Origin of the sequence: Alteromonas naphthalenivorans, assembly GCF_000213655.1 — a bacterium.
In the GTDB taxonomy this organism is placed as follows: Bacteria; Pseudomonadota; Gammaproteobacteria; order Enterobacterales; family Alteromonadaceae; genus Alteromonas; species Alteromonas naphthalenivorans.
Genome location: NC_015554.1, coordinates 3,595,018 through 3,618,316 on the forward strand (window position 1 = coordinate 3,595,018; position 23,299 = coordinate 3,618,316).

Below are 23,299 nucleotides of genomic sequence, written 5' to 3' on the forward strand. Positions count from 1 at the left end.
ACCATTAATCACTGATACAAAATAAACGACAAGTATTAGCATAACTGCTATCTCGCAATTTATCAGGGGCAACCTGCATTAGTTCGCTAATTTGTTCACCAATATGGGGTAATAGCGCAGGCTCGTTGTTACGTTTTCTTGGACGTAGGGTTTTGGGGAATAAGTAAGGGGCATCAGTTTCTAAAATGATACGTTCTAAGGGAATGGTTGGAATGGCACTACGAAGGGATTCTCCGCGCTTTTCATCGCATGCCCAGCCGGTAATACCAATATACAGCCCCATGTCTAAATACGTAGTAAGCTGCGTGGTATCTCCTGTAAAACAATGGGCAATACCGCCGCTAAGAGACGGCAGCACCTTTTGCAGACAGGACACTTGTTGTTCAAACGCATCTCGCTCGTGAAGATACACTGGCAAGTTCAATTCTACCGCCAACGCTAATTGGGCCTCGAACACACTTATTTGAACATCTTGGGGAGAAAAGTTGCGATTAAAATCTAAACCACACTCGCCCACTGCCACTACGCCAGGCTCTTTTGCCATGCTTCTTAATCGCGCGTAATCACTTTCAACCACATCTTTAGCATTATGGGGGTGTATGCCTAAGGTATAGCTGCATACCTGCGGGAACTGCTGATGAAGTGCTGCTGCCGCATCCCACTCATTAGGGTGAGTGGTAATGATACACAGCTTGGAAACACCGGCATCCAGAGCATTTGAAATAATCTCTTGAGGATTAAATCTGCGATCTAATAGATTAACGCCAGCGTCAAACCAGGGCATATTATTTTACACGTTTTACTTTCATGCGTTTGTTAAGCCCTTCTTTTTTCAAATAGAAAGCACCTAATAATCCACGCTCAATGAGCACGGTTTCACCCTCTTTTACTTTCAATGTGGTATCTGTAGTTTGCTGCCAAACCGAACCGTTATCAAAGGTTAAAATGAGCTTACCCCGAGCGGTTTTCTTAATCTTAGTTACCTTACCTGCGAATGTGTCGGCTAAGGTTTCGGTTTTTACTTTGTGCTCTAAACCAAACTGTTCGTCTTTAGGCGCTGGGGTTTTGCTTACCGGTGCTTCGCGGCGACGTTCAGAGGCAACAGTCGGTGTATTGCTAGGTATTGCTGCGGGTATACCCGCCTGAGTACCTGAGAGGCGGTTTACTTGCTTTTCTACGCGGTCATAACACACTAAACGTTGAAGGCTATTCTTAGTCTCGCTGCACTTAGCTAGTGCCTCGCCTACGGTTTCCGCTTGTGCTAAAAAGGCACTAAAAGGGAGCACACTTACTAGTAGTAATAATGCACGTTTGTTCATAGTAAATCCTTTGTTCTACTTAATTGTTATTCGATTTCAGTGCCAGTTTCTTCGTCGCTATTCCGGCGGCCTTTACCCGCATACAAACTGCCTACCACGACACCTATTTCAAACAGTATCCACATAGGAATAGCTAAGAGCGTTTGAGAAATAATATCTGGTGGCGTAAGTAACATGCCCACCACGAACGCACCAACTACCACATAGGGGCGTTTTGCTCGAAGTGACTTTGCATCGGTTACCCCTGTCCAGCACAGTAAGATAATGGCAATGGGAATTTCAAATGAGACCCCAAAAGCAAAGAAGAGTTTCAATACAAAATTAAGATAACTAGAGATGTCGGTACTGACCGTAACACCTTCTGGTGCCACACTATTAAAGAACGCAAATGCGATAGGAAATACCACAAAATACGCAAATGCCATGCCCGCATAGAACAATAAAGTACTTGAGAGTAAAAGCGGCGCAACAAGCTTTTTCTCGTTACGATAAAGCCCCGGCGCAACAAAGCCCCATACTTGGTAAAGTACATAGGGAATAGCGATAAAGAATGACAACACCAGCGTAAGTTTAAACGGTGCGAAAAAAGGTGAGGCAACATCGGTAGCAATCATGCTAGCGTTTTCTGGCATAGAATCTAGCAACGGCAACGCGAGCCATTGATAGAGGTCTTGCGAAAAGTACGCCAAACACAAAAATACCACCAGCACACTTAACAGTGCCTTTAGAATGCGGCTACGAAGCTCAATTAAATGAGATATTAAATTGTTTGCGTCAGACATTTACTGTTTTTTATATGGTTCCTGAACCGACTCAGCCGCTTTTTTAAGCTCATCAACACTTTGTTCAAGCTCTGGCGAGAGATCTTTCAAGCCTTGCTGCTCAGCTTTCTTCAGGTTTTCGTGTAATTCGTGCACGCGCAACTGATGCTCAACTTCTTGCTTAAAGCCCGTTGCTGTATTTCGTACACTTCGAATAGTGTTAATGGTGGACCGCATGGCACCTGGCAAACGTTCTGGACCTAGTATCAACAAGGCCATCACACCAATTACCAATAGCTCCCAAAAGCCAATGTCAAACATCAGGATTTTTCTTTAACGTCGCTCTGCGTTTTCGTTGAAACAGTGTCAGCAGTATCATTGTCTTCTACCTGCTTCTTCTGCTCGAAATCGGCATCTTGTTCGTTTTCAGTTACTGCTTTTTTGAAGCCTTTGATTGCGCCACCTAAGTCGGTGCCAATCCCTTTCAAACGTTTTGTGCCAAAAAGTAAAACTACAATTACTAAGATAATGAGTAACTGCCAGATTCCAATACCGCCCATAAAAATAATCTCCGATACAACAGTAAGGACAGTATGCCACCCAAAGCGCTAGCTTTCACGTGAATATTTACGTGGATGAATAATCGTTGACGTTTATTATCACAACAAGCATCCTGATGGTAATTAACTGATACGGATATCATTTCACCGCGTAATCGTTAGAGGGAGTTTGGGTTGTTATGTTGTGTTTAGCAGTCTCATTGTGTTTATTGCTTACTGACCAGAGTGATAACCAGCCTATTCCTACCCATGAGGTAGTGAATAATGCACAAAACAATGTTGAACCTCACCAGCCTATGCAATGGTTTGATGTGTGGCAACGCAGCTTCACCGACTCTATGGACTTTACCGTAAGTAAGTTCGATGGTTTGTTCTCCGATGGTTCACACGCCAAAGGAAAGGCGAAAGCAGAAGGGAGAATTCAACTTAGCTGGGAACCTAGAACCAGAGATATCGCAGAAACCGATCTTCGTTTTCGTATTCGTGTTTCACTCCCCCACCTCGAAAATCGCGTAGACTTGCTATTAAGTGACAACGAAGATGAAACCCAAAGCGATACGATAAAAGCGGCGCGTTCTCCCTCACTGGGAAGACAAGACAATACGACCATTTCGCTGCGGTTTCGCCCCGATATAAACTCTCACTATTCATTTCGTGTTGGTGCAGGAAGACGGGATCAGCTCTATGTAAAAGCTCGTTACCGTGATGCCTATGCATTTAACTCCCATTGGGCCATGCTTTACGACACTGAAATATATCAATACACGCGGGATCAATTTGGCGCAGAGTTAGGCACCTCTATCCAGCATGTTAGTAGTAACAACAACGTCACTCGGTTAAACAACCGCTTTTATTTTCGAGACAATAGCAACGACTGGTTGTGGCGACACGAGATACAACACTTGTACCCTATCAACAACCACAATGCTTTGGTTTATAGCTTTATGGTGGAAGGCTTGAATAAACCTACCTATCAAGTAGAAGAGGTGTACACAGGTTTACGTTGGCGCAGCAATCCAATAAGAGAATGGCTTTATTTCGAGGTAGAACCATTTGTATTATGGCTTCGAAGTGAGGACTTCTCGCCGTCTTATGGTATGGCACTTCGCTTAGAAGCTTATTACGGAAAAGGCGAGTAACTCTCGTTACTCGCCCTTTTTCATTTCTTTGGCGCTTTATGTGCTTCGCTTTGCACGTTAATTTTCACCCGTTAAGGGCGTAACGCGCGCTCGCCTCTTGCTAAACCACACACGCCTGTGCGTGATGATTCAATCACTTCCGCACATTGGGCCATGGTAGCCGCAAAAGCGTCTAGTTTGTCGGTAGTGCCCGTAATTTCAATGGTGTAGTTATTCGCATGAACATCTAAGATGCGCCCACGGAAAATATCACTATTGCGCTTTACTTCAGCACGTACTGATTCAGTGCGAGTCGCCACTTTAATTAGCATCAACTCACGCTCAATATGAGTGCCTTCAGTTAAATCCACCACTTTAAGCACATCAATAAGCTTATTCACTTGCTTAGTAATCTGCTCAATGACTTTATCATCACCATGGGTAATGATGGTAAGGCGAGATAAGCTGCCATCGTCAGTAGGGGCTACACAAAGAGAGTCTACGTTGTAACCACGCTGTGAAAAAACACCTACGATACGAGATAACGCGCCAGGTGCGTTTTCCATTAATACAGAAATTATACGTTTCATTAGGTACGCTCCGTCTTACTTAAGCGCATATCATCCATAGCGCCAAACTTAATTTGCATTGGATATACGTGCTCGTTCTGATCTACCGCTATGTCCATAAACACAAGGCGGTCTTTAAGACTGAAACATTTCTCCATCGCTGCATCTAATTCATCTAATTTATCTACTTTGATACCTACATGGCCATAAGACTCTGCAAGCTTCACAAAATCTGGCATTGAGTCCATATAGGAATGCGAGTGACGACCTTTGTAAATCATATCTTGCCACTGACGAACCATGCCTAATGCGCGGTTGTTCAAGGTAATGATTTTAATCGGCAAGTTGTACTGCAAACAGGTAGATAGTTCCTGAATATTCATTTGAATACTACCGTCACCCGTTACCACTACCGAGGTAGACTCAGGGTGTGCAAACTGTACGCCCATCGCTGCAGGTAAACCAAAGCCCATGGTGCCTAAGCCACCTGAGTTAATCCACTGGCGAGGTTTATCAAATGGATAATATAAGGCAGCGAACATTTGATGTTGACCAACATCAGAACTTACATAAGCTTCACCATTGGTGTGCTTGTAAATGGACTGGATAACTTGCTGTGGCTTAATTACCGTATCGCCTTGCTCGTAGTTCAAACATTCACGAGAGCGCCACTGGGTAATTTGTTGCCACCAATCCGCTAACTTCTCTTTTTGACCAGACAAGTCTTTATTAACAAGCTGTTCTAAAATTTGGTCGAGTACTTTATCGACTGAGCCAACTACCGGAATATGCGCGTTAATGGTTTTAGAGATAGACGCCGGGTCGATATCCACATGAATAATATCGGCATGCGGACAGAATTTCGCTACGTTGTTAGTAACGCGATCATCGAAACGTGCACCCAAGGCAATAATGCAATCAGCATTATGCATGGTTTTGTTTGCTTCAAGTGTGCCGTGCATACCTAGCATACCCACGAACTGCTCGTGTGTGCCTGGCATGGCACCTAGCCCCATTAACGTACAGGTAACTGGTGCATTTAACTTTTCAGCTAATTCGATAACTCGTGACGACGCTTCAGATGTAACCGCGCCACCACCAACATAAAGTACTGGACGTTCGGCTTTTACCAAAGAAGCGACGGCTTTCTTAATTTGCTTTGTATGCCCACGCTCGGTTGGGTTATACGAACGCATTGTCACATCGGTTGGGAACACGTAAGGGTGATCTTCAGCAACATTAACAATGTCTTTTGGTAAATCGACTACCACTGGGCCAGGGCGACCCGTATTTGCAATGTAATACGCTTTCGCAATGGCTTCTGGAATATCTACCGCGCGCTTTACTAGAAAGCTGTGTTTTACGATTGGACGAGAACACCCTACCATATCAGTTTCTTGGAAGGCATCTTCACCAATATGCATTGAAGGTACTTGCCCAGACAATACAACCATTGGAATTGAATCCATATAAGCGGTAGCAATACCGGTGATGGTATTGGTTGCGCCAGGGCCTGAAGTGACGAGGACTGTGCCGGTTTTGCCAGTTGAACGTGCATAACCATCCGCCATATGAGCGGCTGCCTGTTCATGACGCACGAGGACATGTTCGACATCTTCTTGCGCATATAAAGCGTCATAAATGTCTAGTACGGCACCACCTGGGTAGCCGAACACATGTGTTACTCCTACATCTTTTAGCGCTTCTACCACCATGGCAGCGCCCGACATCATTTTCACAGTTCTCTCTCCTGTATCGGTTTGGTGTATTGTCAGCGAATGTTGACGATGAGCGGACTATAACGAAGGAAGTAGGAAGATAAAACACCAAACCGCACAAAAGTGAGATATATATCCCAATATTCAAGATAATTAGGATGAATCTTTTGATGCGATGAAATTAATAGCTAATATTAGGATAAGCTTCACAATAATTTAACAATTAATCGTCATCTATATTTATTTCTAGGTCATTATCGTCATCTATTTCGACAGTATCGTCTGTATCTTCGGTAACTACTCGCTTTGAACCATAAATACTGGCTGCTTTGGGCCGGTTAATTCGGTTTTGATATTTTATCCATGCTTTTGCCTGAGGCGTTTGTGGCTCACATTGCCCTAACGCAGCATTAAGATAGTTAATTTCGACATCAGAACTAGGTTCAATCTTGCCATCTACTAAGGCTGCAAACAAACTACCATGGGCTTGCAATAACTTACTTTCAGAAATTGAAAAATCACCGGAGCGAGCGAAGCCATATGGGTAATGCTTTTTATCAGCAAACGGACGGTTGATCAGTTTCTCTCTGGATAATGTTGTCATATGACCCCTTATCTCAGCCTTTATAGCTATTATCATACTCCCCATCGTGCGCCGATGAGGACCCATTAGCCGCGCATCTGTGTCGCTTGGCTCATTACACTGATAATTAGATAGTTGGGATTAAGAATGCTGTCAAACTGAAAAACGAGATAAGAGAAAACTTAATAAAACTGTAAAATGCTTAGATTGAACATGCGCGTTACATACGCAACGCACACATGGTAATCAGGCGTACTCGGCCTATTTTTTAAATACAGGTACTACTTCCTGCTTTTAGGCACCCAAGCCCAAATCATTTCACACAGAACAGGCTCGATACCTTGAGCATCGGTTACTTTAACCGCTACCGTAACTTCACCTTTCTCTTGAGTTTGCATTAACGCTATTTGTTCATCGGTAAGGTGCGCTACTGCATGCATATCGCCCTGTGCGCGCTTCACATATTTAAAATTCATTTCTTTAATCAGCGGTAACTTGTCACCAGGAAGGTTAACTCCAACTACAAAGCCCGTAGAAGACTCCGCTAGCAATGCCATTGCAGCCGCATGCACACTGCCAATATGATTTTGTGCTTTCTTGTAGTTTTTTTGACGAAACGTTACCGATTTCAAATCGGTTTCCAGAATATCGATACTGACCGTGCCCGTTAGTTTCACTTTGTAGCGGAACATCCAAGTCAACATGCGTTGGCGAAGCCATGTTGGATAGGTATTGGCTTTTTTCGCAAAGTTGCGCAACGGGTTTGGTACGGACATAATTTTCTCTCTGAAATACACTTCTTCTGGTTAGACCAGTGAGATTATGCTGCCACCGCAAAGGATGCAAGTAGTTTTAACAATACCCTAACAATTTTTGGAGGGTAAGCGTGTGTGCTTCATAATGTTTCCAGCGACCAATCGAACGGGTATTAATCGCTTCTCGAACTTGAACTTTACTCGCGGTAGATACTGGCAAGGTGTTCCGCTCTACATGCAGACACTGCTCTTCCCAGGCTAAATCACAAAACGAAAGTAATTTGGGGACTTCTTCACTAGGGTTTATCGCCAAGGCTTCGTAAGACTGAATATGTACGTTGCCAGGAAATTTCTGCGCCCACGCTTCCATTACCTTTTTAAATCGTAAGTAAAAACGTCCAACGACATTCAAATCATAAGCATAAGCGTAGTAAGGGCTATGAATAGAAAATAGTTGGCGATAATTGCCCACACAGGTATCCATAGGGTCACGCATCAAGCAAATGATTTTGGCATTCGGTAAAGCACGACGAATAAGATCAACATAAAAGAAATTAAACGGCAGCTTGTCGACTAAACGTTGCCCGTCTTGCTTAAGATACGCGGTTCGCGCTAGGTAGCACTCCCCAATTTCTTGCATATTAAGGTTTTCCGCTGCTTTTAGGGTGTCTAAATCAAGTACATGTTGTGAGGGCGTGTTGGCCAGCGATTTTACTGCCACCCCAAAATCTTGCAGTTCACCGCCTGAAGCCACTTGACTATGGTGGCTTAAAATACGCTCTACCAAGGTAGTGCCGGAACGGGGCATACCTATTACAAAAATTGGCGAGCTGTCTTGGGCGCCATGTGCTTGAATACTTTTAATCAAGTTCTTATTAGCGCTTCCACACGGGCTATCCGCCTGCTGCTGTAGATAATCGAATAACATTTCATAATCAGCCAAGGCGTCTTGACTAGCCTGCTGCTTCGGCGCTTTGGCGTACTGTAGTGCTTCAAAAGCCTCATCGTATTGCCCTAATGCTTCATATTCTTTTGCTAGTGCATGGCCAATATGTAGTCGTCCTTCCACATGCTTGTCGCAAGTTCGTGATGCGTCCAGCAAACGATTGATATGATTTTTCTCAACTGTGATCCCCCCTAAATCAGACAGCGCAAAATGCGCCTGATAAAAATTGGGATTCAGTGAAATAGCTTGCTCGAAATGGTCTCTGGCTTGAGTAAAACTACCGGCGAACTTACTACTGACGCCATAGTTATAATGAAACTGTGGATTGTCATTATTAATAGATAAGGCGCGCTTGAAGTAAGAAAGTGCCCCTTCGTGATCGCCTACTCTACTTAGCGCTACCCCAACCGTATCTAAATCAAGCGCTCGGGTGAGTGACGTGGGTGGGGCGTGTTTAGCAGCGGCTTGAGCAAGATTAAGATCGCCAATTAATGCAAAGCATTTAGCGAGATAGGCATAGGTGAGCGGTCTGGCTTCTATACCATTCGATTTTTCTAACAACTTTACCGCTTTATTAATTTGCCCGATTTCAATGTGGATGATACCCAGAAGAAAATAAGCATGGGGTTCGTCGCCAAAAGCTTGTATAACCTCTACGCAAGCTTTGTGTGCTGACGTATAGTCTCTTTTGCTAATGGCTGTGGTAGCCACACTGAAATACTGCTGTTTATCTGTCATTTTTATCTATCATTTTTGTTTGCAATTTTTATCTGTTCACGCAGTCTGTCATTTCTATTTCAGGCTAATGTCCAAGCTTGTGTTCGGGCTTATGATTATCACTGCAGTTAATAAGCCTGAAAAAAAGGCACTCCATGGAGTGCCTTTAGTACGTACAGCTATTAATACTACTACATATCAAACTTGTAGTTGAACTTAAGACCTACCGTACGCGGCGTAAGTATGTAATGACCATAGTTACGGCTTAATTCAGTGCCATTTGGTTGAAGCTCGCTATCATATAAACCTTCACCAATATCGCTTACGTTACGTCGTGTAGACACAAACGCGTACTTGTCGAATAGGTTATCGATGTACAAGGTTACCGACCACGTTTCAGATGAAATACGCGCATTCAAGTTACTGATAGCATAACCTGGTAACGCTTCACCGTCTTGGCGTAAACCCACCGTAGTATAGATATCACTTTGTGCAGTGATACCATAGTTCACGTCTAACATCTTATCGCCAAATACTTCTTGGCTGTATGTCATACCAAATGAAAATTGATGCTCGGCTGAACCAGGTAAACGATCACCGTCTTTACCATCGTAGAAATCTTGCAGTTCACTACCGGCTTCACCTTGGGCAGTAAATAAAAACGGCGCATCAGCGGTTAGCTCTGCTTTCGTATGAGCATACGTGGCATACATGGTTAAGTAGTCATTTGCGCGACCACGTAACGACAACTCTAGCCCTTTAGATGCAGCCCCTTCAGCATTAACCGTAATGGTTTGCTGACCATTTACAGTTGCACCTGTAACTTGTGGATCTTCCCAATCAACATAGAATAAAGAGGTATTAACCTGAAGTTTGTTGTTGAAGAAGTTGGTTTTAACGCCAAGCTCGTAGTTAGTCGTGGTATCTGCACCGTAAGTCTGCTCATCAGGTAATGCGCACACTATTTGGTTATTTAAATCATCAACGTTATCTGGGCACGCTGGTGCACCATTAGCGCCACCAATACGAAAACCTTCGCTGATTGTCGCGTAGGCCATGGTATCGCTAGTGAATTTGTAACTCGTATTAAATTTAAATAACGTACCGCTGTCATCTTCAGTAGGTGCTTCGGTTAATTCTAAATCGATAGAATCAGAAGCACGACCTTCAAATACAGAGTAATAAAGCGGCAAGTCTACGCCTGAGCGGGCTGACACTTCATAGTCATAAGCTCTTAAACCAATAGTGGCATCCCACTTATCGGTAATTTCATAAGTTAGCTCACCGAAAAGTGCTTTTTCAGTAATATCAATTTCGTCAGCAGAGAAGTATTAAAGGCTATCTGGGCGATAGTTACCTTCAACACCCCATACTTCAATGGCATACACGTCAAAGTTAGGAGTAAATTCTTTACTTGTGCCTTCGCTGTCTGTGTCGTAATAGAATCCACCCACAATCCACGATAATGGACCATCGTCTAGCGACACTAAGCGCACTTCTTGCGTCAGTGTTGAGCGCTCTGTTAGCTCTTCAGTGTAAGAAGAAAACGCCGGGAATTCTTCGTAACTGTAATCTAGGCGAATAAGCAGGTCAGTTTGGTCCCGTTGACCGTCTGATTCAAACTTCGAATAGCCAGTAGCAGACACCAATTCAGCAAAACCAAGATCAGCTTTAACTTCTAAGCTTAATAATGAATCTTCTTTCTCACGAGGCTCTTCATAGCGATAAGCCGACTCGTATTTACCGACTAACGCACTTAGACCATTCTCGTCAGACAACGCATTGTAGTGGCTGATTGAACGGCCTTCTACGTCTTGTGTTTGGAAGAAGTAAGTAAGCGTAGCGTCAATGGTGTCGGTGGGTAACCAACGCACTGCTACGCGACCGGTTAGCGTGTCTTCACCGTTAGCATCTTCTACTTGGCGTAAGTTTTCGCTAATAGCCGTGCTGTCGGTCCAATCAGGATCGGGTAGTGAAACACCACCTTCTTGCACAACGTAATTGTAATCAATAAACCCCGGGTTATTGAAGTAATTAAGTGATGCACGAACACCCAATTCACCTTCAATAATAGGCGCGTTGAATACGAAACTTCCTTCGCCACCTAATGAATCACTTTCTTCCATAGTGAACACGTCACCGGTAATTTCAGCAGTAGTAAAATCTAAATCTACTGCTTTTGGAATATAGCGAATGGCACCACCAAGCGTACCAGCACCATATAAGGTGCCTTGCGGCCCAATGAGTACTTCAACACGATCTACATCAAGTAAACGCATGTTAAGAAAAAGCGGAATTTCACCAAAATAAGTAGCTACCGTACCACCATCTGAACCTGGGCCAGATGAGTTTGTATTTAAGCCACGCACGATAATAGGAGAATCGTTTCGACCACCCTGATCGGTGACGGTCAAGCCTGGAACCCAGCGAGCTACTGAGTCAAGGTCTTCAATATTTTGTTGGGCCAACACGTCCGATGTTATGGCGGAGATATTAATTGGAACTTCCTGCAAAGTGCCGCTTCGGCGGGTTGCAGTAACTTCAATTGTTTCTACTTGTTTTTCATCTACAGTAACTTCTTGGGCGAGAACTGCACTGCTACTTAAAGCAGTAAATACAGCGCCGGCAACCAAAGAGTACCCGAAGGTGCTGCCTTTATAGTGCATGCTTGTGTTTTCTCCTGGCGGGGCTTCTATCTTTGTACCCGTTAATTTTATTGTTGGGTACGTGCATCAGTGTTTTCAGCATGATCCGTAGCAGAATCTATGCCGTAAAGGGCGCGCATTCTAAAGCAAAAACGCATTAATTTTTAATTATTTTTGAATAAATATGCTCTATTACCGCGCATACATGCACTAAATATGAATTAAGAGTACTAAGCAGCGGATCTAATGCAGCATTAGAAGTTGATATATAAGGGCTTTTATAGATTATCACCAAAACAGTGAGTACATGCTCACAAACGGTGCAAAGCTGCGGGAATAAAAACCCATTCAAAAAAAGGGGCCTTTTAAAGGGTGTAAAAAGAGAAAATTTACACTCGCTTACGCTAAAAAGTGCATTATTGGCATGAATAAACATAGAAAGCTTAAATAAAGACAGCGGGTTTAAGCTGGGAGATGATTTAAAAATTAAGGCTGATTAAATTTAGATAAGAAAATTTGGAGCGGGAAACGAGACTTGTGACTGGCCGACATTTGGTCGCGGCCCCACGGGGGTCGCATTATTCAGTCTGAAATCGTGCTAGTTCAATTTGAAGTATAAAATTTGGAGCGGGAAACGAGATTTGTTACTCGCCGGGAACCGGTCGTGACCCGTGGGGTCGCATTAATCAAACTGAAGTAGGTTGATTTAATTTTATATATGAAAATTTGGAGCGGGAAACGAGATTCGAACTCGCGACCCCGACCTTGGCAAGGTCGTGCTCTACCAACTGAGCTATTCCCGCATAGAGTCGATGCTGTTGCATCTGATGATACTCACTACCATTTGGATTGTGATAGGAGTTTTTTTTGGAGCGGGAAACGAGATTCGAACTCGCGACCCCGACCTTGGCAAGGTCGTGCTCTACCAACTGAGCTATTCCCGCATGCAAAAAAAGGCACTTCGTTTTGAAGTGGTGCGCATTGTACAAAAATATTTTTATTTGGCAACCATTAATTGGATTTTTTTGTACAAACGCACCTTTCCCGCTTAAATCGTGAACACTTTCTCACGATAGTAGCGCATTTCTTCAATAGACTCTCGAATATCATCAAGGGCTAGGTGAACACCCTTTTTATCAAATCCATCTAATACTTCTGGCTTCCATCGCTTAATCAGCTCTTTTACGCTGCTCACATCAATACTGCGGTAATGAAAGTAATCTTCTAGCTCTGGCATGTACTTCACCATAAAGCGTCTGTCTTGCCCTATAGTGTTTCCGCACAAGGGAGATTTACCGGCATCAACATAGTCAGATAAAAACGCCATTGTTTGACGGGCGGCTTCAGCTTCATTCACCGAACTGGCTCGACAACGTGCAGTAAGCCCAGTTTCACCGTGTACACGGGTGCACCACTCATCCATATTATCAAGTACATCATCAGGCTGATGCACTGCAATAACGGGGCCTTCAGCAAGCACATTTAGCTGTGCATCTGTCACTATGGTTGCAATTTCCATCACCACACAAGTCTCTGGATCGAGCCCTGTCATCTCCATATCAATCCACACTAAATTACTGTCGTGCTTTGTCATCGGCTTCCTCTTAGTACTGAGGCATGGCAACCATGCCCTACAAACGTTATTATAAGCGCAGTATACGTGAACTAGAAAAGAATCGTGGCGAAAAAACCAAAACTTACACACAGACAGAAACGCCAAGTCGCAGCTAACAGAAGCAAACGGCTGCAAGATAAGCATGGTGACAATAAGCAAACGTCGGTAGATGAAAGCCAACTGATGAGCGGCGTTGTGACGGGTCGCTTTGGTAAACATGCCGATGTTGAAGACGCCGAGGGCAATGTGTCACGATGTCATATCCGCCGTACAGTAGACTCTGTGGTATGTGGTGATAAAGTACTATTCAGTAAAGGCGACGATGCCGACTCTGGCAGTGTACGTGGTGTTATCGAAATAGTTAACGATCGCCATTCAGTCCTCACCCGCCCCGACTTTTACGACGGCATAAAGCCCATTGCGGCCAATATCGATAAAATTATTGTGGTAAGCGCCACCCTTCCATCACTCTCTACGCACATTATCGACCGCTATTTAGTGGCCTGTGAAGACATTGGTATTACGCCGTTTATTGTTTTAAACAAAGTGGAGCTCCTTTCACAAAGCGAAAGAGAAACCATTAACCAACAATTAAAGGTTTATAACGATTTAGGTTATGAAGTACTTTTCACCAGCTGCAAGACCGGTGAAGGTATTGATGAGCTTAATGCCTATCTTGATAACAATGTAAGTGTTTTCGTAGGTCAGTCGGGTGTAGGGAAATCTAGCTTAATTAATAAAGTATTACCTGGTGCCGACATACTTACCGGTGAAGTATCAGATAACTCAGGCTTAGGCCAACACACCACTACCGCAGCCAAACTACTACACTTACCGGCTGGCGGTGATTTAATAGATTCTCCAGGCGTCCGTGAATTTGGCTTATGGCACATTCCTACCGAGCGCATTACCTGGGGCTTTATTGAATTTAGAGATTACTTAGGTGGCTGTAAATTCCGTGACTGCAAACACCTTAACGACCCTGGCTGCATACTTCGGGAAGCCGTAGAAGAAGGTAAAATTAATGCCGAGCGTTTTGCTAGCTACCACAAAATATTAACCACCATGGACGAGCAACGTCCGAGCCACAGCCAACCACCTGGCGCATAAGGCTTATATTTACGCTTTGTTTGGCTTGTTGAAACAGAATATAGACACGACTTCAACAAGCCCAACCTTTCTGGCTTATTCCAAGTTTGTAGCATACATAATCTTAAAGTTGCTTACGCGCTTATAAGTTAGGGTACAATTAACCTGTCTTTTTAATGGAGAGCTTTCGTGCTGGACTGGCTTAAAATAAACTTACAATACATTACCCCTAAACATTTGTTGTCTCGCCTAGTAGGCAAATTAGCGGCAGCAGAGCTTGGTGGTTTCACTACGTTTCTTATCAAGCTTTTCATCAAGCAATATAATGTTGATATGAGCGAGGCATTGCATTCAGATCCTGCGCATTATCGCAGTTTTAATGCCTTCTTTACTCGCCCACTAAAACCTGAAGCGCGCACCGTTGACCCACGAGAAGACGTGTTAATTCAAGCGGTAGATGGGGCGGTAAGTCAATTTGGCGACATTGAAGCTGACAGTATATTTCAAGCCAAAGGCCATGATTACAGCCTAACCAGCTTATTAGGCGGTAAGCCAGATTTAGCGGCGCCGTTTAAAGACGGAAAATTTGCCACCATTTATTTAGCCCCTCGAGATTACCACCGCATTCATATGCCGGTAGAGGGCACACTTACCGACATGGTTTATGTGCCTGGTGAGTTGTTTTCTGTAAACCCGCTTACCGCACAGAATATTCCTGGCTTGTTTGCTCGTAACGAGCGCGTTGTGGCGTTATTCGATACGCCCGTAGGCAAAATGGCTATGGTATTAGTAGGCGCTACGATTGTTGCCAGTATAGAAACCGTTTGGGCAGGCACAGTGTCGCCGCCTACCGGTAAAAATGTTCAACACTGGACTTACGAGAAAGATACCGAAGCAAGCGTGCACCTTGCGAAGGGTGATGAGCTAGGCCGCTTTAAATTGGGCTCTACCATTGTGGTATGTTTCGAAAAAGACATGATTGATTTTGATGCATTAGCACCTGGGCAAGTAACCCGTTTAGGTGAACCTATGGCCTTTGTTGCGAACGCGCCAGTAAACACTGATGCGAGCGCTGATTTAGGCGATGACGCAAGCGCTGATTTAGGCACGCAAGCGACACCAAGCTAGTTTATGAATGCAGTAAAACGAAGTTTGATATCACTGCACTTTACCGTTGTCTTATTAGGCGGTACTGCGCTTTTTTCTCATCTAGTGCCTCTGAGTGCCAGTGATATCACGCTAATGCGATCGGTATTTGCCTGTATCGCATTATTTCTCTTCCTAAGATTTTCTAGCGAAAGTTTGACGCTGGCAAGCCGCAAAGATTATCTAATAGCCATAGGGCTAGGTATCTTGATGGCCTTGCACTGGGTAACCTACTTTGCGGCAATGCAGTACTCTAGTGTGTCGGTAGGTATGATTGCCCTATTCACTTTCCCCGTAATTACCGTACTGATAGAGCCGTTCTTCGAAAAAGTAAGCTTGGTATGGCAAGACATTGTATCTGCGCTTACCGTTATCGCAGGCGTGTATTTTATTGTGCCTGAAACGTCACTGGATAATGACATCACTTTAGGGGTGCTTATTGGTGTGGGCTCTGCGGTGCTTTACGCGTTCAGAAATCTGATCCACCGAAAACACTTCAAACAATACAGTGGCGCGAAAGCCATGGCGTGGCAAACCCTAGTGATTGCTATTTTCTTGCTACCTACCGGCAGCAATGAAATTACAGATGCCCCGATGAGTGCTTGGTTAATGCTTCTGCTGTTAGGTACTGTTTTTACCGCGTTACCACATGCATTAATTGCAGCAAGTTTACGTCATTTACGAGCAAAAACCTTTTCGCTGATTGCCTGCATGCAGCCTTTCTATGGGGTTATTCTTGCCGTATTGCTGTTGGATGAAAACCCCAGTGGAAACACGCTATTGGGCGGTATTCTTATTACTTCTGCATCTATCTATGAAACACTCAATACCCATAAGCTGCACGGTAAGTCAGAAAAGGACAGCGACTAAATGCTTATTATTGCTCACAGAGGCGCGAGTACTCTTGCGCCTGAAAACACGCTTAAAGCATTTACACTAGCCTTCGAGCAGCAGTCTGATGGTATAGAATTCGACACCTACCAGCATGATGATGCCATTTTAGTATTTCACGATAAAACTCTTGGGCGCACCACAAACGGTTCAGGATTTTTATTACAAACTTCACTGGCGGATTTAAAGCAGCTAGATGCCGGGGACGGTGAGGTTATTCCTACCTTGGAAGAAGTGCTGGCTACCGTACCAAATGGTGCGCTGTGTAATATTGAAGTGAAGCACTTACGCAATGCTGAAACCTGGGTGCAAGACGTAAAGCGTGCAGTAGAAGATGCACAGATAAACCCAAATGCCTTACTTATTTCTTCGTTTAATCACCATTGGCTAGCCGAAATAAGCGCATTGTGGCCACAGGTGGCTGTTGGCGCATTAACCGCCACCTACGCACTTGATGCAACGTACTGTGCCCGTCAGCTTAAAGCGAAATCTATTAATATTGCGTTAGATGTGGTGAACGCTGATTTTGTAAATGCGGCGAAACAAGAAGGGTTGGATGTGTATGTTTATACGGTAGACGAGCCAGAAGATATGCTTCAATTGAAATTATGGGGCGTGACAGGTATTTTTACCAACGTGCCCGATATTGCAAAGCAAGTTGTGGGTTAAGGGCTAAGGTTAAGGGTTAAGGGTTAAGGGTTAAGGGCAAAGAAGCTAAAACTTAGCGTTTTTGTCTTAACGATAGCGCTTAGACTTGAAACTTGGGCTAACAATTTACGTCAGATAATTTACGCAATAAAAATTAACGTAAAGCCTAAGCTATTCTACTTCGGTAGATAAGTGACTAGAAAATACCGTTTCTTTACAGCACTTACATTGACGGCACAAACGCATGTTAATCCAATGCCCTGCCACGATAAGTAGCGCACCCACCGCGATGGTGAACGGCTCATAGGCTTCACCAAACATATTCTTGTTCCAATAAATGGCACCACCCGTAAACAGCAATGCCAACGGATAATAACGTCCGTGATAGCGAGTGGCCCCGCCGATAAGTGCAACCGCACCAATAATTAACGATATAGTTAATATGGTTCGTTCAAACCAAACCTGTGCAAAAAATGAAGAACCGATAAGTGGCAATAATGGCACAACAACAGGCAACGCTAGGCAATGCAACGCACACAAGCCCGACACCCAAATGCCAAGTCTGTCTAATTTTGTTGGATTGTCTTCTACCGGATTCATTTACTGTACCTTTGCAACATCAAAAACTTCAAAACACGCCACTTTATACACGCTTTAGTAATATGACCAAAAGCCTCGCGCGCACTGTAGCCACAGATTAACTCTGCCAGAGACGTTATAATATAACATTTTAATGGGAATGCGAAACTTTCCCCTATGATATTTTCAATCTTTAACAGAACCAAATGCCATAAGTGAAGATTAGAGTCGGGAAATGGCTGATTATTAATAAGATTAAATGTAGACGTGCTGTTCACGGAAAAAGCAGAAAGGAAGAAACTAATGCTTACTGCATTAGTGGAATTAACGAGGGCTATTCATTCGGCGCAGCCGCTATTCATTCGGTGCGGAGACTATTCATTCGGCGCGGCCGCTTCAGTTTCTAACAGCGGCTTTCGATGAACCTCTTTAACCAAAGCGTTATTGGGGAGGCTATTGGGAGTATTAGACACCTGTGTGAAATAATCGTTTACCGACGCTAAAGCAATTCCTTCGGTTGCCAAGCTAGGCAACGTGTGCGCCAAAAAAGTAATCGTTTCTGGGTAAGGGTGTGCAATTACCACAACGGTGCCATTTCGTTTAGCTAATCGTTTTGTGTATTCGAACTGCTTACTCAGTGATGCTTCGGAGCGATCGTTATCAAGGAACACCTGTCGACTCGCATTCGGCACACCCACTCTGTCCGCCACCTGTTGCGCTGTAGTATTTACGCTGGTTCTGCTATCTACGAAGAATAGCCCTTGGCGCTTTATCTCTTCCATAATAGTTTGCATGGCGGGCTCTTCAACCGTAAATGCACTGCCCATGTGATTATTCACTCCCACCGCGTTGGGCACACTTTTAAGTGCTGCTCTTAGCGTGTGAGTAATGGCAGCAGGATACATATCGGTAGATAAACCTAAGGGTCCCATGGCTTTGCCACTGGTTGACTGCATTGGCATGTGTAACATGACAGCGCGCCCTTGCTGCTCGGCTTTACGTGAAATTGTTTGTGCAAGAGGAGTTCGCGGTAAAATGGAAAAGGTCACTTCACTTGGAAGTGCAAAGGCCGCCATATCTGATTTTCTGTAACCCAGATCATCAAGAATAATAATAACACGAGGCTTTACCGGGATAGTCGCTGACGCCGCAGCATGACTCGTAAAACTCGTCATTATAATTAACGATAAAACACACAGACGCCAAAGCACCTTCATCTACGTTTCTTCACTTCCATTATTGATTTTATTATTTCCACGCGCACTGCTGATATTAACAACGAGATACTAAACCGAATAAGAAATAAGTCTTATCAGAACTCAGCCAGACAACAATAATGTGGCTGCATCTCGGTTCAATTGAGCTAGCATTAATGCAGGATACCAATTTACAAAAAGGAAACAAGCACTGCTCAGCCGTTCTTAGTGTGTAAAGGTTGCGTAAAGAGTGACCGCCAAGCTCAATTTCAGCTTTAATTGTCGATAAGGTTACAACGTATACTATTTATTGTGGAGTAATTATGATTTCTTCTGTTAACAGTTCAACCATGCAAGCTGGCATGCCGCCACGCCCTGAAGGCCAAGCCCTTAGCGATACACAAAAAGAATCTGTGAGCGCTATTTTGTCATCTTACGATCCAGAAAATTTATCAAGCGAAGATGCGGCTTCTATTGTAGAGCAATTCAAAGAGGCAGGTATTGAGCCAAGTAAGTCTTTGAATACGGCGTTAAGCAGTGCAGGTTTTGAAGGTAAAAATATTGCTGAATTAGCAGGAATAGGCAAACCACCGCCGCCTCCACAACAAGAAGCATCGAATTTACCAGACAATTCCACATTTTCAATAACGGTATAACCGTCAAAAATGTTTAACTCTTCACTGAGTCGTCTGCTTAAGTAGCCTGTTTATATAGCGTGCTTGACGATTAGTTAAACCAAGCGGTGGGATTTAACGCTTTTCCCTTATGGCGTATTTCAAAATACAAATTAGGGTAATCTTGTCCGCCGCTTCTTCCTACCAAAGCAATACTTTCGCCTAAAAGAATATCGTCACCAGCTTGTTTCAACAACGCTTGGTTGTGCCCATAAACACTCATGTAACCATCGCCATGATCGACAATGGCCACTAAACCAAACCCGCGAAGCCAATCGGCATAAAGTACTTTGCCCGATGCCACACTCTTTACCGCTTCGCCTTCCGAACCATCAATAATAATACCTTTCCAGCGCACTTGTCCTTGTCTGCGATTGCCAAAGAGTTTACGAATGTGACCTTCAACAGGCACTGACAACTTACCCTTTAACTTGGCTAACCCATCCAGCGATACCTTAGCTCTAGCCGCAGCGCGTTCAGCGGCAATACGTGCAGCTTCAATAGCGTCAAGCAACGCTTTTTCATTTGCCTGCAAAGTGGCAATTCGTCCGCTTTCACTGGCAATGGTTTTATTAAGCTTAGCTAAAGTTTGCTTTCTATCGTCTTGGCGAGTGAGTAACACCCCACGCTGACTTTCTTGTGTCTTGCGAAGGGCTAGCAAAGATTTTGCTTTTTCAGCAAGTTCTTCGGTAACGGCTTCAAGGCGAGCCACGTTATCTCTAAATCGGGTAATTTCTTGCTGACGAGCTTTTGCCAAGTACTGATAATACGTAATGACCCGTTCGAAGTTACGGGCGTCTTCTTGGTAGAATAACATTTTAGCGTAGTCGTAATGCCCTGCCATAAAGGCACTTTTCAACTGGCTTGATAGCAAGGACTGTTGCTGGCGAATAGCTTCTTTTAATCCTTCCTGCTCTTTTACAAGCACTTCTTCTTCCGCTAACACACTATTTAATTGCTGTTTGTTTTGCGCCAAGGCTTTCGCTACTTTCGCTATTTCAAGTTCTGAGCGTTTGAGCACTTGCTCTAGTTCTTGTGCGCTAGCTTTGTTATTTTCTAAAACCTGCTGACGCGCTCTTAATTCAACTTGTAGTTCTGCCAGCTTCTCTTGGCTAACATCTTGCGCCTTTACGGTAGATGAGACTAAACCCATACCGAATATGACAGCAAGTAAACAGACAATTGCGCAAAATCGTTGAATAAACATAAAAAGGTAATAGCGGCCTTTGGCGGTGTGTTGGTGGCAAAAACAGATTGCAGAATTCGCCTACAATCATGATGATAGTTAGCGTATCAGTGTATCTGAGGGCTAGATTAAATCCCAGTGCAATTTGGTTGTAATATCAATCCGCTATTGTACCGCACACAATTACAAGACACGCTTGACTATTGCAGGGTGGTTTCTCGCCCGTTTTTCTATATACTTTGCACTCTTTTTATGGTCTGTAGACAAGGTTAGAAGTAATGGATCAGCTAATAGCGTTTGCCAGCGATAATATTGTACTTGCTGGTGTATGGGTTGCTTTGGTGGGCATGTTGGTGTTTAGCTACATTTCAACGTTTACCTCTTCAATCAAAGAAGTTAATACACACGAAGCCACTTTGTTAATGAATAAAGACGACGCGATTATCTTTGATACTCGCGCGGCTAAAGACTTTAAAGCGGGGCACATTTTAGGTGCTAAGCAAATAAAACCAGAAGAATTGCGCGAGAAAAACTTCGCTAAGCTTGAAAACAGCAAAGATAAACCCATTATCGTTGTATGCGCTATGGGCAATCAAGCTCGTGGTACAGCCGGTGCGATGTCAAAAGCGGGCTTCACTAATGTCAAAGTCCTTAAAGGCGGCATGAACGCGTGGCAGAGTGCAAGTTTACCGATTTCAAAATAATAGGTGATCATAGTGAGTAAAGTAGAAATTTACACCAAGGGCCATTGCCCATACTGCCATCGTGCTAAAGCACTTCTCGCACAGAAAGGTGTTGAGTTTCAAGAGTACCCTATTGATGTTCAACCAGAATTGCGTGACGTAATGATTGAGCGCGCGAATGGCGGTTGGACAGTGCCACAAATTTTCATCGACGATAAGCACGTAGGTGGCTGCGATGACATGATGGCACTAGAAGCACAGCAAAAACTAAATCCTATGCTTGGGTTAGCATAACGCGTCAGCGCGTAAAGCAACGCAATACATTAAAGTAAAACGACAATTAAACAGGAAATATCATGGCTGACGATAATCAGACTACTAACGGCGCCGCAGCAGGCGACCAAGCGCAAGCCCCTCAATTCAACATTCAGCGTATCTTCACTAAAGATATCTCTTTTGAGTCGCCAAATGCGCCAGCTATTTTCACTAAAGAGTGGAAGCCAGAAATTAAGCTAGATATTGACACTAGCACCAACAAACTAGACGAAAACGTTTACGAAGTAGTGTTGTCAGTAACCGTTACCGCCACACTTGGCGAAGAAACTGCATTCTTATGTGAAGTGCAGCAAGCCGGTATTTTTGCCATTGGTGAAATGCCTGATCAGAACAAAGCGCATACGCTAGGTTCATTCTGCCCGAACATGCTTTTCCCGTATGCACGTGAAACGATTTCAAACCTTGTGAACCGTGGAACTTTCCCTCCACTAAATTTAGCGCCAGTTAACTTCGACGCTATCTTCGCTGCTTACGTTCAAAAGCGTGCACAGCAAGCCCAAGGCGAAGCGCCTAAGATGGACGCGTAAGCACCATTATGATGAACCCGAATTCGGTTTCAGTACTAGGGGCGGGGTCTTATGGCACCGCCCTTGCTTTTTGTTTAGCCAGAAATGGTAACCCTACCTTGTTGTGGGGACGCGACGAAAAGCATATGGAAGCGCTGGCTTCAAGCAGAGAAAACGCGCGCTATTTGCCAGGTGCTACCTTTCCTGATGCGCTTAATGTAGATGCCAATTTAGAAACGGTCATTGCCACTAGCCAAGATATTCTTGTGGTAGTGCCAAGCCACGGCTTTGCGGCAATGCTTCAAAGCATTAAGCCTTTGTTGCAGCCCAACCATAGAATTATTTGGGCAACCAAAGGGCTTGAACCTAAAACCGGCAGGTTGCTTCGAGAAGTTGCAGAAGAAATTCTGGGTACTGCCTATCCGCTAGCCGTATTATCTGGCCCCACATTTGCCAAAGAAATGGTGGCAGGCTTGCCTACGGCTATTTCGTTATCGTCCACTGACGAAACCTTTGCTGACGAATTTGCCGCTAAGCTACATTGCGCGAAATCGTTTAGGGTATACAAAAACCCAGACTTCACCGGCGTACAATTAGGCGGTGCAGTGAAAAACGTGATTGCCATAGGCGCTGGTTTGGCAGATGGGTTAGGTTTTGGTGCGAATGCCCGTACCGCCTTGATTACTCGTGGTCTTGCAGAGCTTACTCGTCTTGGCGTGAAGCTAGGTGCTCAGCCAGAAACTTTTATGGGCATGGCTGGCCTTGGCGACTTAGTGCTCACCTGCACCGATAACCAATCACGTAACCGTCGATTTGGCTTAGCCTTAGGCCAAGGTAAATCTGTCGACACGGCGATTGAAGAAATTGGGCAAGTGGTAGAAGGCTATCGCAACACGGAAGAAGTACATGTGTTATCGCATAAAGTCGGTGTTGAGATGCCAATCTGCGAGCAGATTTACGCGGTACTTTATCACGGTAAATCGCCAAAAGAGGCCGCATTAACCTTACTGGGTCGCGATCTTAAAAACGAAGCCTGATTAAAAAATTATACAAAACTGA

General features: G+C 44.2%; 24 protein-coding genes, 2 tRNA genes and 1 pseudogene. 10 read left to right on the forward strand and 17 right to left on the reverse strand.

The genetic code is table 11. The annotated features are described in order from the left end of the window. Window positions 1-4: 4 nt before the first annotated feature. From AMBT_RS15655 to tatA, 5 genes are read right to left on the reverse strand one after another with little or no spacing between them, the layout of a single operon-like run. Complete coding sequence (locus AMBT_RS15655; RefSeq protein WP_013785611.1) at window positions 5-784, reverse strand: TatD family hydrolase; 780 nt, start codon at window positions 782-784, stop codon at window positions 5-7. A 1-nt stretch (window position 785) separates the two neighbouring features. Further along, on the reverse strand, window positions 786-1,319 hold the full coding sequence (locus AMBT_RS15660) for a hypothetical protein (RefSeq protein WP_013785612.1): 534 nt from the start codon (window positions 1,317-1,319) through the stop codon (window positions 786-788). Between the two features lie 26 nt (window positions 1,320-1,345). Continuing rightward, window positions 1,346-2,101: a twin-arginine translocase subunit TatC gene (gene tatC / locus AMBT_RS15665; protein ID WP_013785613.1), complete on the reverse strand. Its 756-nt coding sequence runs from the start codon at window positions 2,099-2,101 to the stop codon at window positions 1,346-1,348. After that, window positions 2,102-2,401, reverse strand: a complete 300-nt coding sequence (tatB, locus tag AMBT_RS15670) for a Sec-independent protein translocase protein TatB (protein ID WP_013785614.1) — start codon at window positions 2,399-2,401, stop codon at window positions 2,102-2,104. After that, window positions 2,401-2,640 carry a Sec-independent protein translocase subunit TatA gene (gene tatA, locus AMBT_RS15675; protein ID WP_013785615.1) on the reverse strand — a complete coding sequence of 80 codons (240 nt, stop codon included), beginning with the start codon at window positions 2,638-2,640 and terminating at the stop codon, window positions 2,401-2,403. Before tatA ends, tatB begins: the two co-directional genes overlap by 1 nt. A gap of 179 nt (window positions 2,641-2,819) precedes the next feature. On the opposite strand from tatA, the gene AMBT_RS15680 reads away from it, so the two are divergent. Further along, complete coding sequence (locus AMBT_RS15680) at window positions 2,820-3,779, forward strand: hypothetical protein (protein WP_013785616.1); 960 nt, start codon at window positions 2,820-2,822, stop codon at window positions 3,777-3,779. A gap of 71 nt (window positions 3,780-3,850) precedes the next feature. Here the strand turns inward: AMBT_RS15680 and ilvN are convergent, their stop codons facing one another. The 9 genes and pseudogenes from ilvN to orn form a co-directional block, all read right to left on the reverse strand. Further along, the gene (gene ilvN, locus AMBT_RS15685) at window positions 3,851-4,348 is read right to left on the reverse strand and encodes an acetolactate synthase small subunit (RefSeq protein WP_013785617.1); all 498 of its coding nucleotides are present in this window, start codon (window positions 4,346-4,348) and stop codon (window positions 3,851-3,853) included. Further along, window positions 4,348-6,066 carry an acetolactate synthase 3 large subunit gene (locus AMBT_RS15690; RefSeq protein WP_013785618.1) on the reverse strand — a complete coding sequence of 573 codons (1,719 nt, stop codon included), beginning with the start codon at window positions 6,064-6,066 and terminating at the stop codon, window positions 4,348-4,350. The genes ilvN and AMBT_RS15690 overlap by 1 nt, the downstream gene beginning before the upstream one ends. 202 nt (window positions 6,067-6,268) lie before the next feature. Further along, window positions 6,269-6,649 (reverse strand): MaoP family protein, encoded by a 381-nt coding sequence (locus AMBT_RS15695; RefSeq protein ID WP_013785619.1) that lies wholly within the window; start codon window positions 6,647-6,649, stop codon window positions 6,269-6,271. Window positions 6,650-6,909: 260 nt separating this feature from the next. Beyond that, window positions 6,910-7,404 (reverse strand): DUF4442 domain-containing protein, encoded by a 495-nt coding sequence (locus AMBT_RS15700; RefSeq protein ID WP_013785620.1) that lies wholly within the window; start codon window positions 7,402-7,404, stop codon window positions 6,910-6,912. 76 nt (window positions 7,405-7,480) lie between these two features. Then, complete coding sequence (locus AMBT_RS15705; protein ID WP_013785621.1) at window positions 7,481-9,067, reverse strand: tetratricopeptide repeat-containing sulfotransferase family protein; 1,587 nt, start codon at window positions 9,065-9,067, stop codon at window positions 7,481-7,483. A gap of 170 nt (window positions 9,068-9,237) precedes the next feature. After that, a pseudogene (locus AMBT_RS15710) lies at window positions 9,238-11,712 on the reverse strand (TonB-dependent receptor). 706 nt (window positions 11,713-12,418) lie between these two features. Next, window positions 12,419-12,494 (reverse strand) — tRNA-Gly (locus AMBT_RS15715). A 65-nt stretch (window positions 12,495-12,559) separates the two neighbouring features. Beyond that, window positions 12,560-12,635, reverse strand: a tRNA-Gly gene (locus AMBT_RS15720). Window positions 12,636-12,739: 104 nt separating this feature from the next. Continuing rightward, window positions 12,740-13,285 carry an oligoribonuclease gene (gene orn / locus AMBT_RS15725; protein ID WP_013785622.1) on the reverse strand — a complete coding sequence of 182 codons (546 nt, stop codon included), beginning with the start codon at window positions 13,283-13,285 and terminating at the stop codon, window positions 12,740-12,742. 84 nt (window positions 13,286-13,369) lie between these two features. Here orn and rsgA point away from each other — a divergent pair, with 84 nt between their 5' ends. The 4 genes from rsgA (at window position 13,370) to AMBT_RS15745 (ending at window position 17,101) form a co-directional block, all read left to right on the forward strand. Further along, the gene (rsgA, locus tag AMBT_RS15730; RefSeq protein WP_013785623.1) at window positions 13,370-14,416 is read left to right on the forward strand and encodes a small ribosomal subunit biogenesis GTPase RsgA; all 1,047 of its coding nucleotides are present in this window, start codon (window positions 13,370-13,372) and stop codon (window positions 14,414-14,416) included. A 168-nt stretch (window positions 14,417-14,584) separates the two neighbouring features. Next, complete coding sequence (gene asd, locus AMBT_RS15735) at window positions 14,585-15,523, forward strand: archaetidylserine decarboxylase (protein WP_013785624.1); 939 nt, start codon at window positions 14,585-14,587, stop codon at window positions 15,521-15,523. Window positions 15,524-15,526: 3 nt separating this feature from the next. Then, window positions 15,527-16,411, forward strand: a complete 885-nt coding sequence (locus AMBT_RS15740; RefSeq protein WP_013785625.1) for a DMT family transporter — start codon at window positions 15,527-15,529, stop codon at window positions 16,409-16,411. Then, window positions 16,412-17,101, forward strand: a complete 690-nt coding sequence (locus tag AMBT_RS15745; RefSeq protein WP_013785626.1) for a glycerophosphodiester phosphodiesterase — start codon at window positions 16,412-16,414, stop codon at window positions 17,099-17,101. A 150-nt stretch (window positions 17,102-17,251) separates the two neighbouring features. Here the strand turns inward: AMBT_RS15745 and AMBT_RS15750 are convergent, their stop codons facing one another. Further along, entirely contained in the window at window positions 17,252-17,680 is a 429-nt protein-coding gene (locus AMBT_RS15750) for a MerC domain-containing protein (protein ID WP_013785627.1), read from the reverse strand. Between the two features lie 353 nt (window positions 17,681-18,033). Continuing rightward, entirely contained in the window at window positions 18,034-18,834 is an 801-nt protein-coding gene (locus AMBT_RS15755) for a divergent polysaccharide deacetylase family protein (protein ID WP_148259116.1), read from the reverse strand. A gap of 344 nt (window positions 18,835-19,178) precedes the next feature. Between AMBT_RS15755 and AMBT_RS15760 the strand changes: the two genes are divergently transcribed. Beyond that, window positions 19,179-19,511, forward strand: coding sequence for a hypothetical protein (locus AMBT_RS15760; protein WP_013785629.1), 333 nt, complete (start codon window positions 19,179-19,181; stop codon window positions 19,509-19,511). 70 nt (window positions 19,512-19,581) lie between these two features. Here the strand turns inward: AMBT_RS15760 and AMBT_RS15765 are convergent, their stop codons facing one another. Further along, on the reverse strand, window positions 19,582-20,682 hold the full coding sequence (locus AMBT_RS15765) for a murein hydrolase activator EnvC family protein (RefSeq protein WP_013785630.1): 1,101 nt from the start codon (window positions 20,680-20,682) through the stop codon (window positions 19,582-19,584). A gap of 311 nt (window positions 20,683-20,993) precedes the next feature. Between AMBT_RS15765 and AMBT_RS15770 the strand changes: the two genes are divergently transcribed. The 4 genes from AMBT_RS15770 (at window position 20,994) to gpsA (ending at window position 23,277) form a co-directional block, all read left to right on the forward strand. Beyond that, on the forward strand, window positions 20,994-21,419 hold the full coding sequence (locus AMBT_RS15770; RefSeq protein ID WP_013785631.1) for a rhodanese-like domain-containing protein: 426 nt from the start codon (window positions 20,994-20,996) through the stop codon (window positions 21,417-21,419). Window positions 21,420-21,431: 12 nt separating this feature from the next. Beyond that, entirely contained in the window at window positions 21,432-21,692 is a 261-nt protein-coding gene (gene grxC, locus AMBT_RS15775; protein WP_013785632.1) for a glutaredoxin 3, read from the forward strand. A 62-nt stretch (window positions 21,693-21,754) separates the two neighbouring features. Then, window positions 21,755-22,261, forward strand: a complete 507-nt coding sequence (secB, locus tag AMBT_RS15780; RefSeq protein ID WP_013785633.1) for a protein-export chaperone SecB — start codon at window positions 21,755-21,757, stop codon at window positions 22,259-22,261. Window positions 22,262-22,272: 11 nt separating this feature from the next. Next, window positions 22,273-23,277, forward strand: coding sequence for an NAD(P)H-dependent glycerol-3-phosphate dehydrogenase (gene gpsA, locus AMBT_RS15785; RefSeq protein WP_013785634.1), 1,005 nt, complete (start codon window positions 22,273-22,275; stop codon window positions 23,275-23,277). Window positions 23,278-23,299 lie beyond the last annotated feature (22 nt).

Bases quoted from the DNA above. Each gene is read 5' to 3' on its own strand.
- AMBT_RS15750 (WP_013785627.1), bottom strand. From the start codon at position 17,680: ATGAATCCGGTAGAAGACAATCCAACAAAATTAGACAGACTTGGCATT.
- tatA (WP_013785615.1), bottom strand. From the start codon at position 2,640: ATGGGCGGTATTGGAATCTGGCAGTTACTCATTATCTTAGTAATTGTA.
- orn (WP_013785622.1), bottom strand. From the start codon at position 13,285: ATGACAAAGCACGACAGTAATTTAGTGTGGATTGATATGGAGATGACA.
- AMBT_RS15770 (WP_013785631.1), top strand. From the start codon at position 20,994: ATGGATCAGCTAATAGCGTTTGCCAGCGATAATATTGTACTTGCTGGT.
- AMBT_RS15660 (WP_013785612.1), bottom strand. From the start codon at position 1,319: ATGAACAAACGTGCATTATTACTACTAGTAAGTGTGCTCCCTTTTAGT.
- AMBT_RS15695 (WP_013785619.1), bottom strand. From the start codon at position 6,649: ATGACAACATTATCCAGAGAGAAACTGATCAACCGTCCGTTTGCTGAT.
- AMBT_RS15765 (WP_013785630.1), bottom strand. From the start codon at position 20,682: ATGGGTTTAGTCTCATCTACCGTAAAGGCGCAAGATGTTAGCCAAGAG.
- AMBT_RS15740 (WP_013785625.1), top strand. From the start codon at position 15,527: ATGAATGCAGTAAAACGAAGTTTGATATCACTGCACTTTACCGTTGTC.
- AMBT_RS15760 (WP_013785629.1), top strand. From the start codon at position 19,179: ATGATTTCTTCTGTTAACAGTTCAACCATGCAAGCTGGCATGCCGCCA.
- ilvN (WP_013785617.1), bottom strand. From the start codon at position 4,348: ATGAAACGTATAATTTCTGTATTAATGGAAAACGCACCTGGCGCGTTA.
- tatC (WP_013785613.1), bottom strand. From the start codon at position 2,101: ATGTCTGACGCAAACAATTTAATATCTCATTTAATTGAGCTTCGTAGC.
- AMBT_RS15705 (WP_013785621.1), bottom strand. From the start codon at position 9,067: ATGACAGATAAACAGCAGTATTTCAGTGTGGCTACCACAGCCATTAGC.
- AMBT_RS15700 (WP_013785620.1), bottom strand. From the start codon at position 7,404: ATGTCCGTACCAAACCCGTTGCGCAACTTTGCGAAAAAAGCCAATACC.
- gpsA (WP_013785634.1), top strand. From the start codon at position 22,273: ATGAACCCGAATTCGGTTTCAGTACTAGGGGCGGGGTCTTATGGCACC.
- tatB (WP_013785614.1), bottom strand. From the start codon at position 2,401: ATGTTTGACATTGGCTTTTGGGAGCTATTGGTAATTGGTGTGATGGCC.
- AMBT_RS15745 (WP_013785626.1), top strand. From the start codon at position 16,412: ATGCTTATTATTGCTCACAGAGGCGCGAGTACTCTTGCGCCTGAAAAC.
- AMBT_RS15655 (WP_013785611.1), bottom strand. From the start codon at position 784: ATGCCCTGGTTTGACGCTGGCGTTAATCTATTAGATCGCAGATTTAAT.
- AMBT_RS15680 (WP_013785616.1), top strand. From the start codon at position 2,820: ATGTTGTGTTTAGCAGTCTCATTGTGTTTATTGCTTACTGACCAGAGT.
- secB (WP_013785633.1), top strand. From the start codon at position 21,755: ATGGCTGACGATAATCAGACTACTAACGGCGCCGCAGCAGGCGACCAA.
- AMBT_RS15755 (WP_148259116.1), bottom strand. From the start codon at position 18,834: ATGACGAGTTTTACGAGTCATGCTGCGGCGTCAGCGACTATCCCGGTA.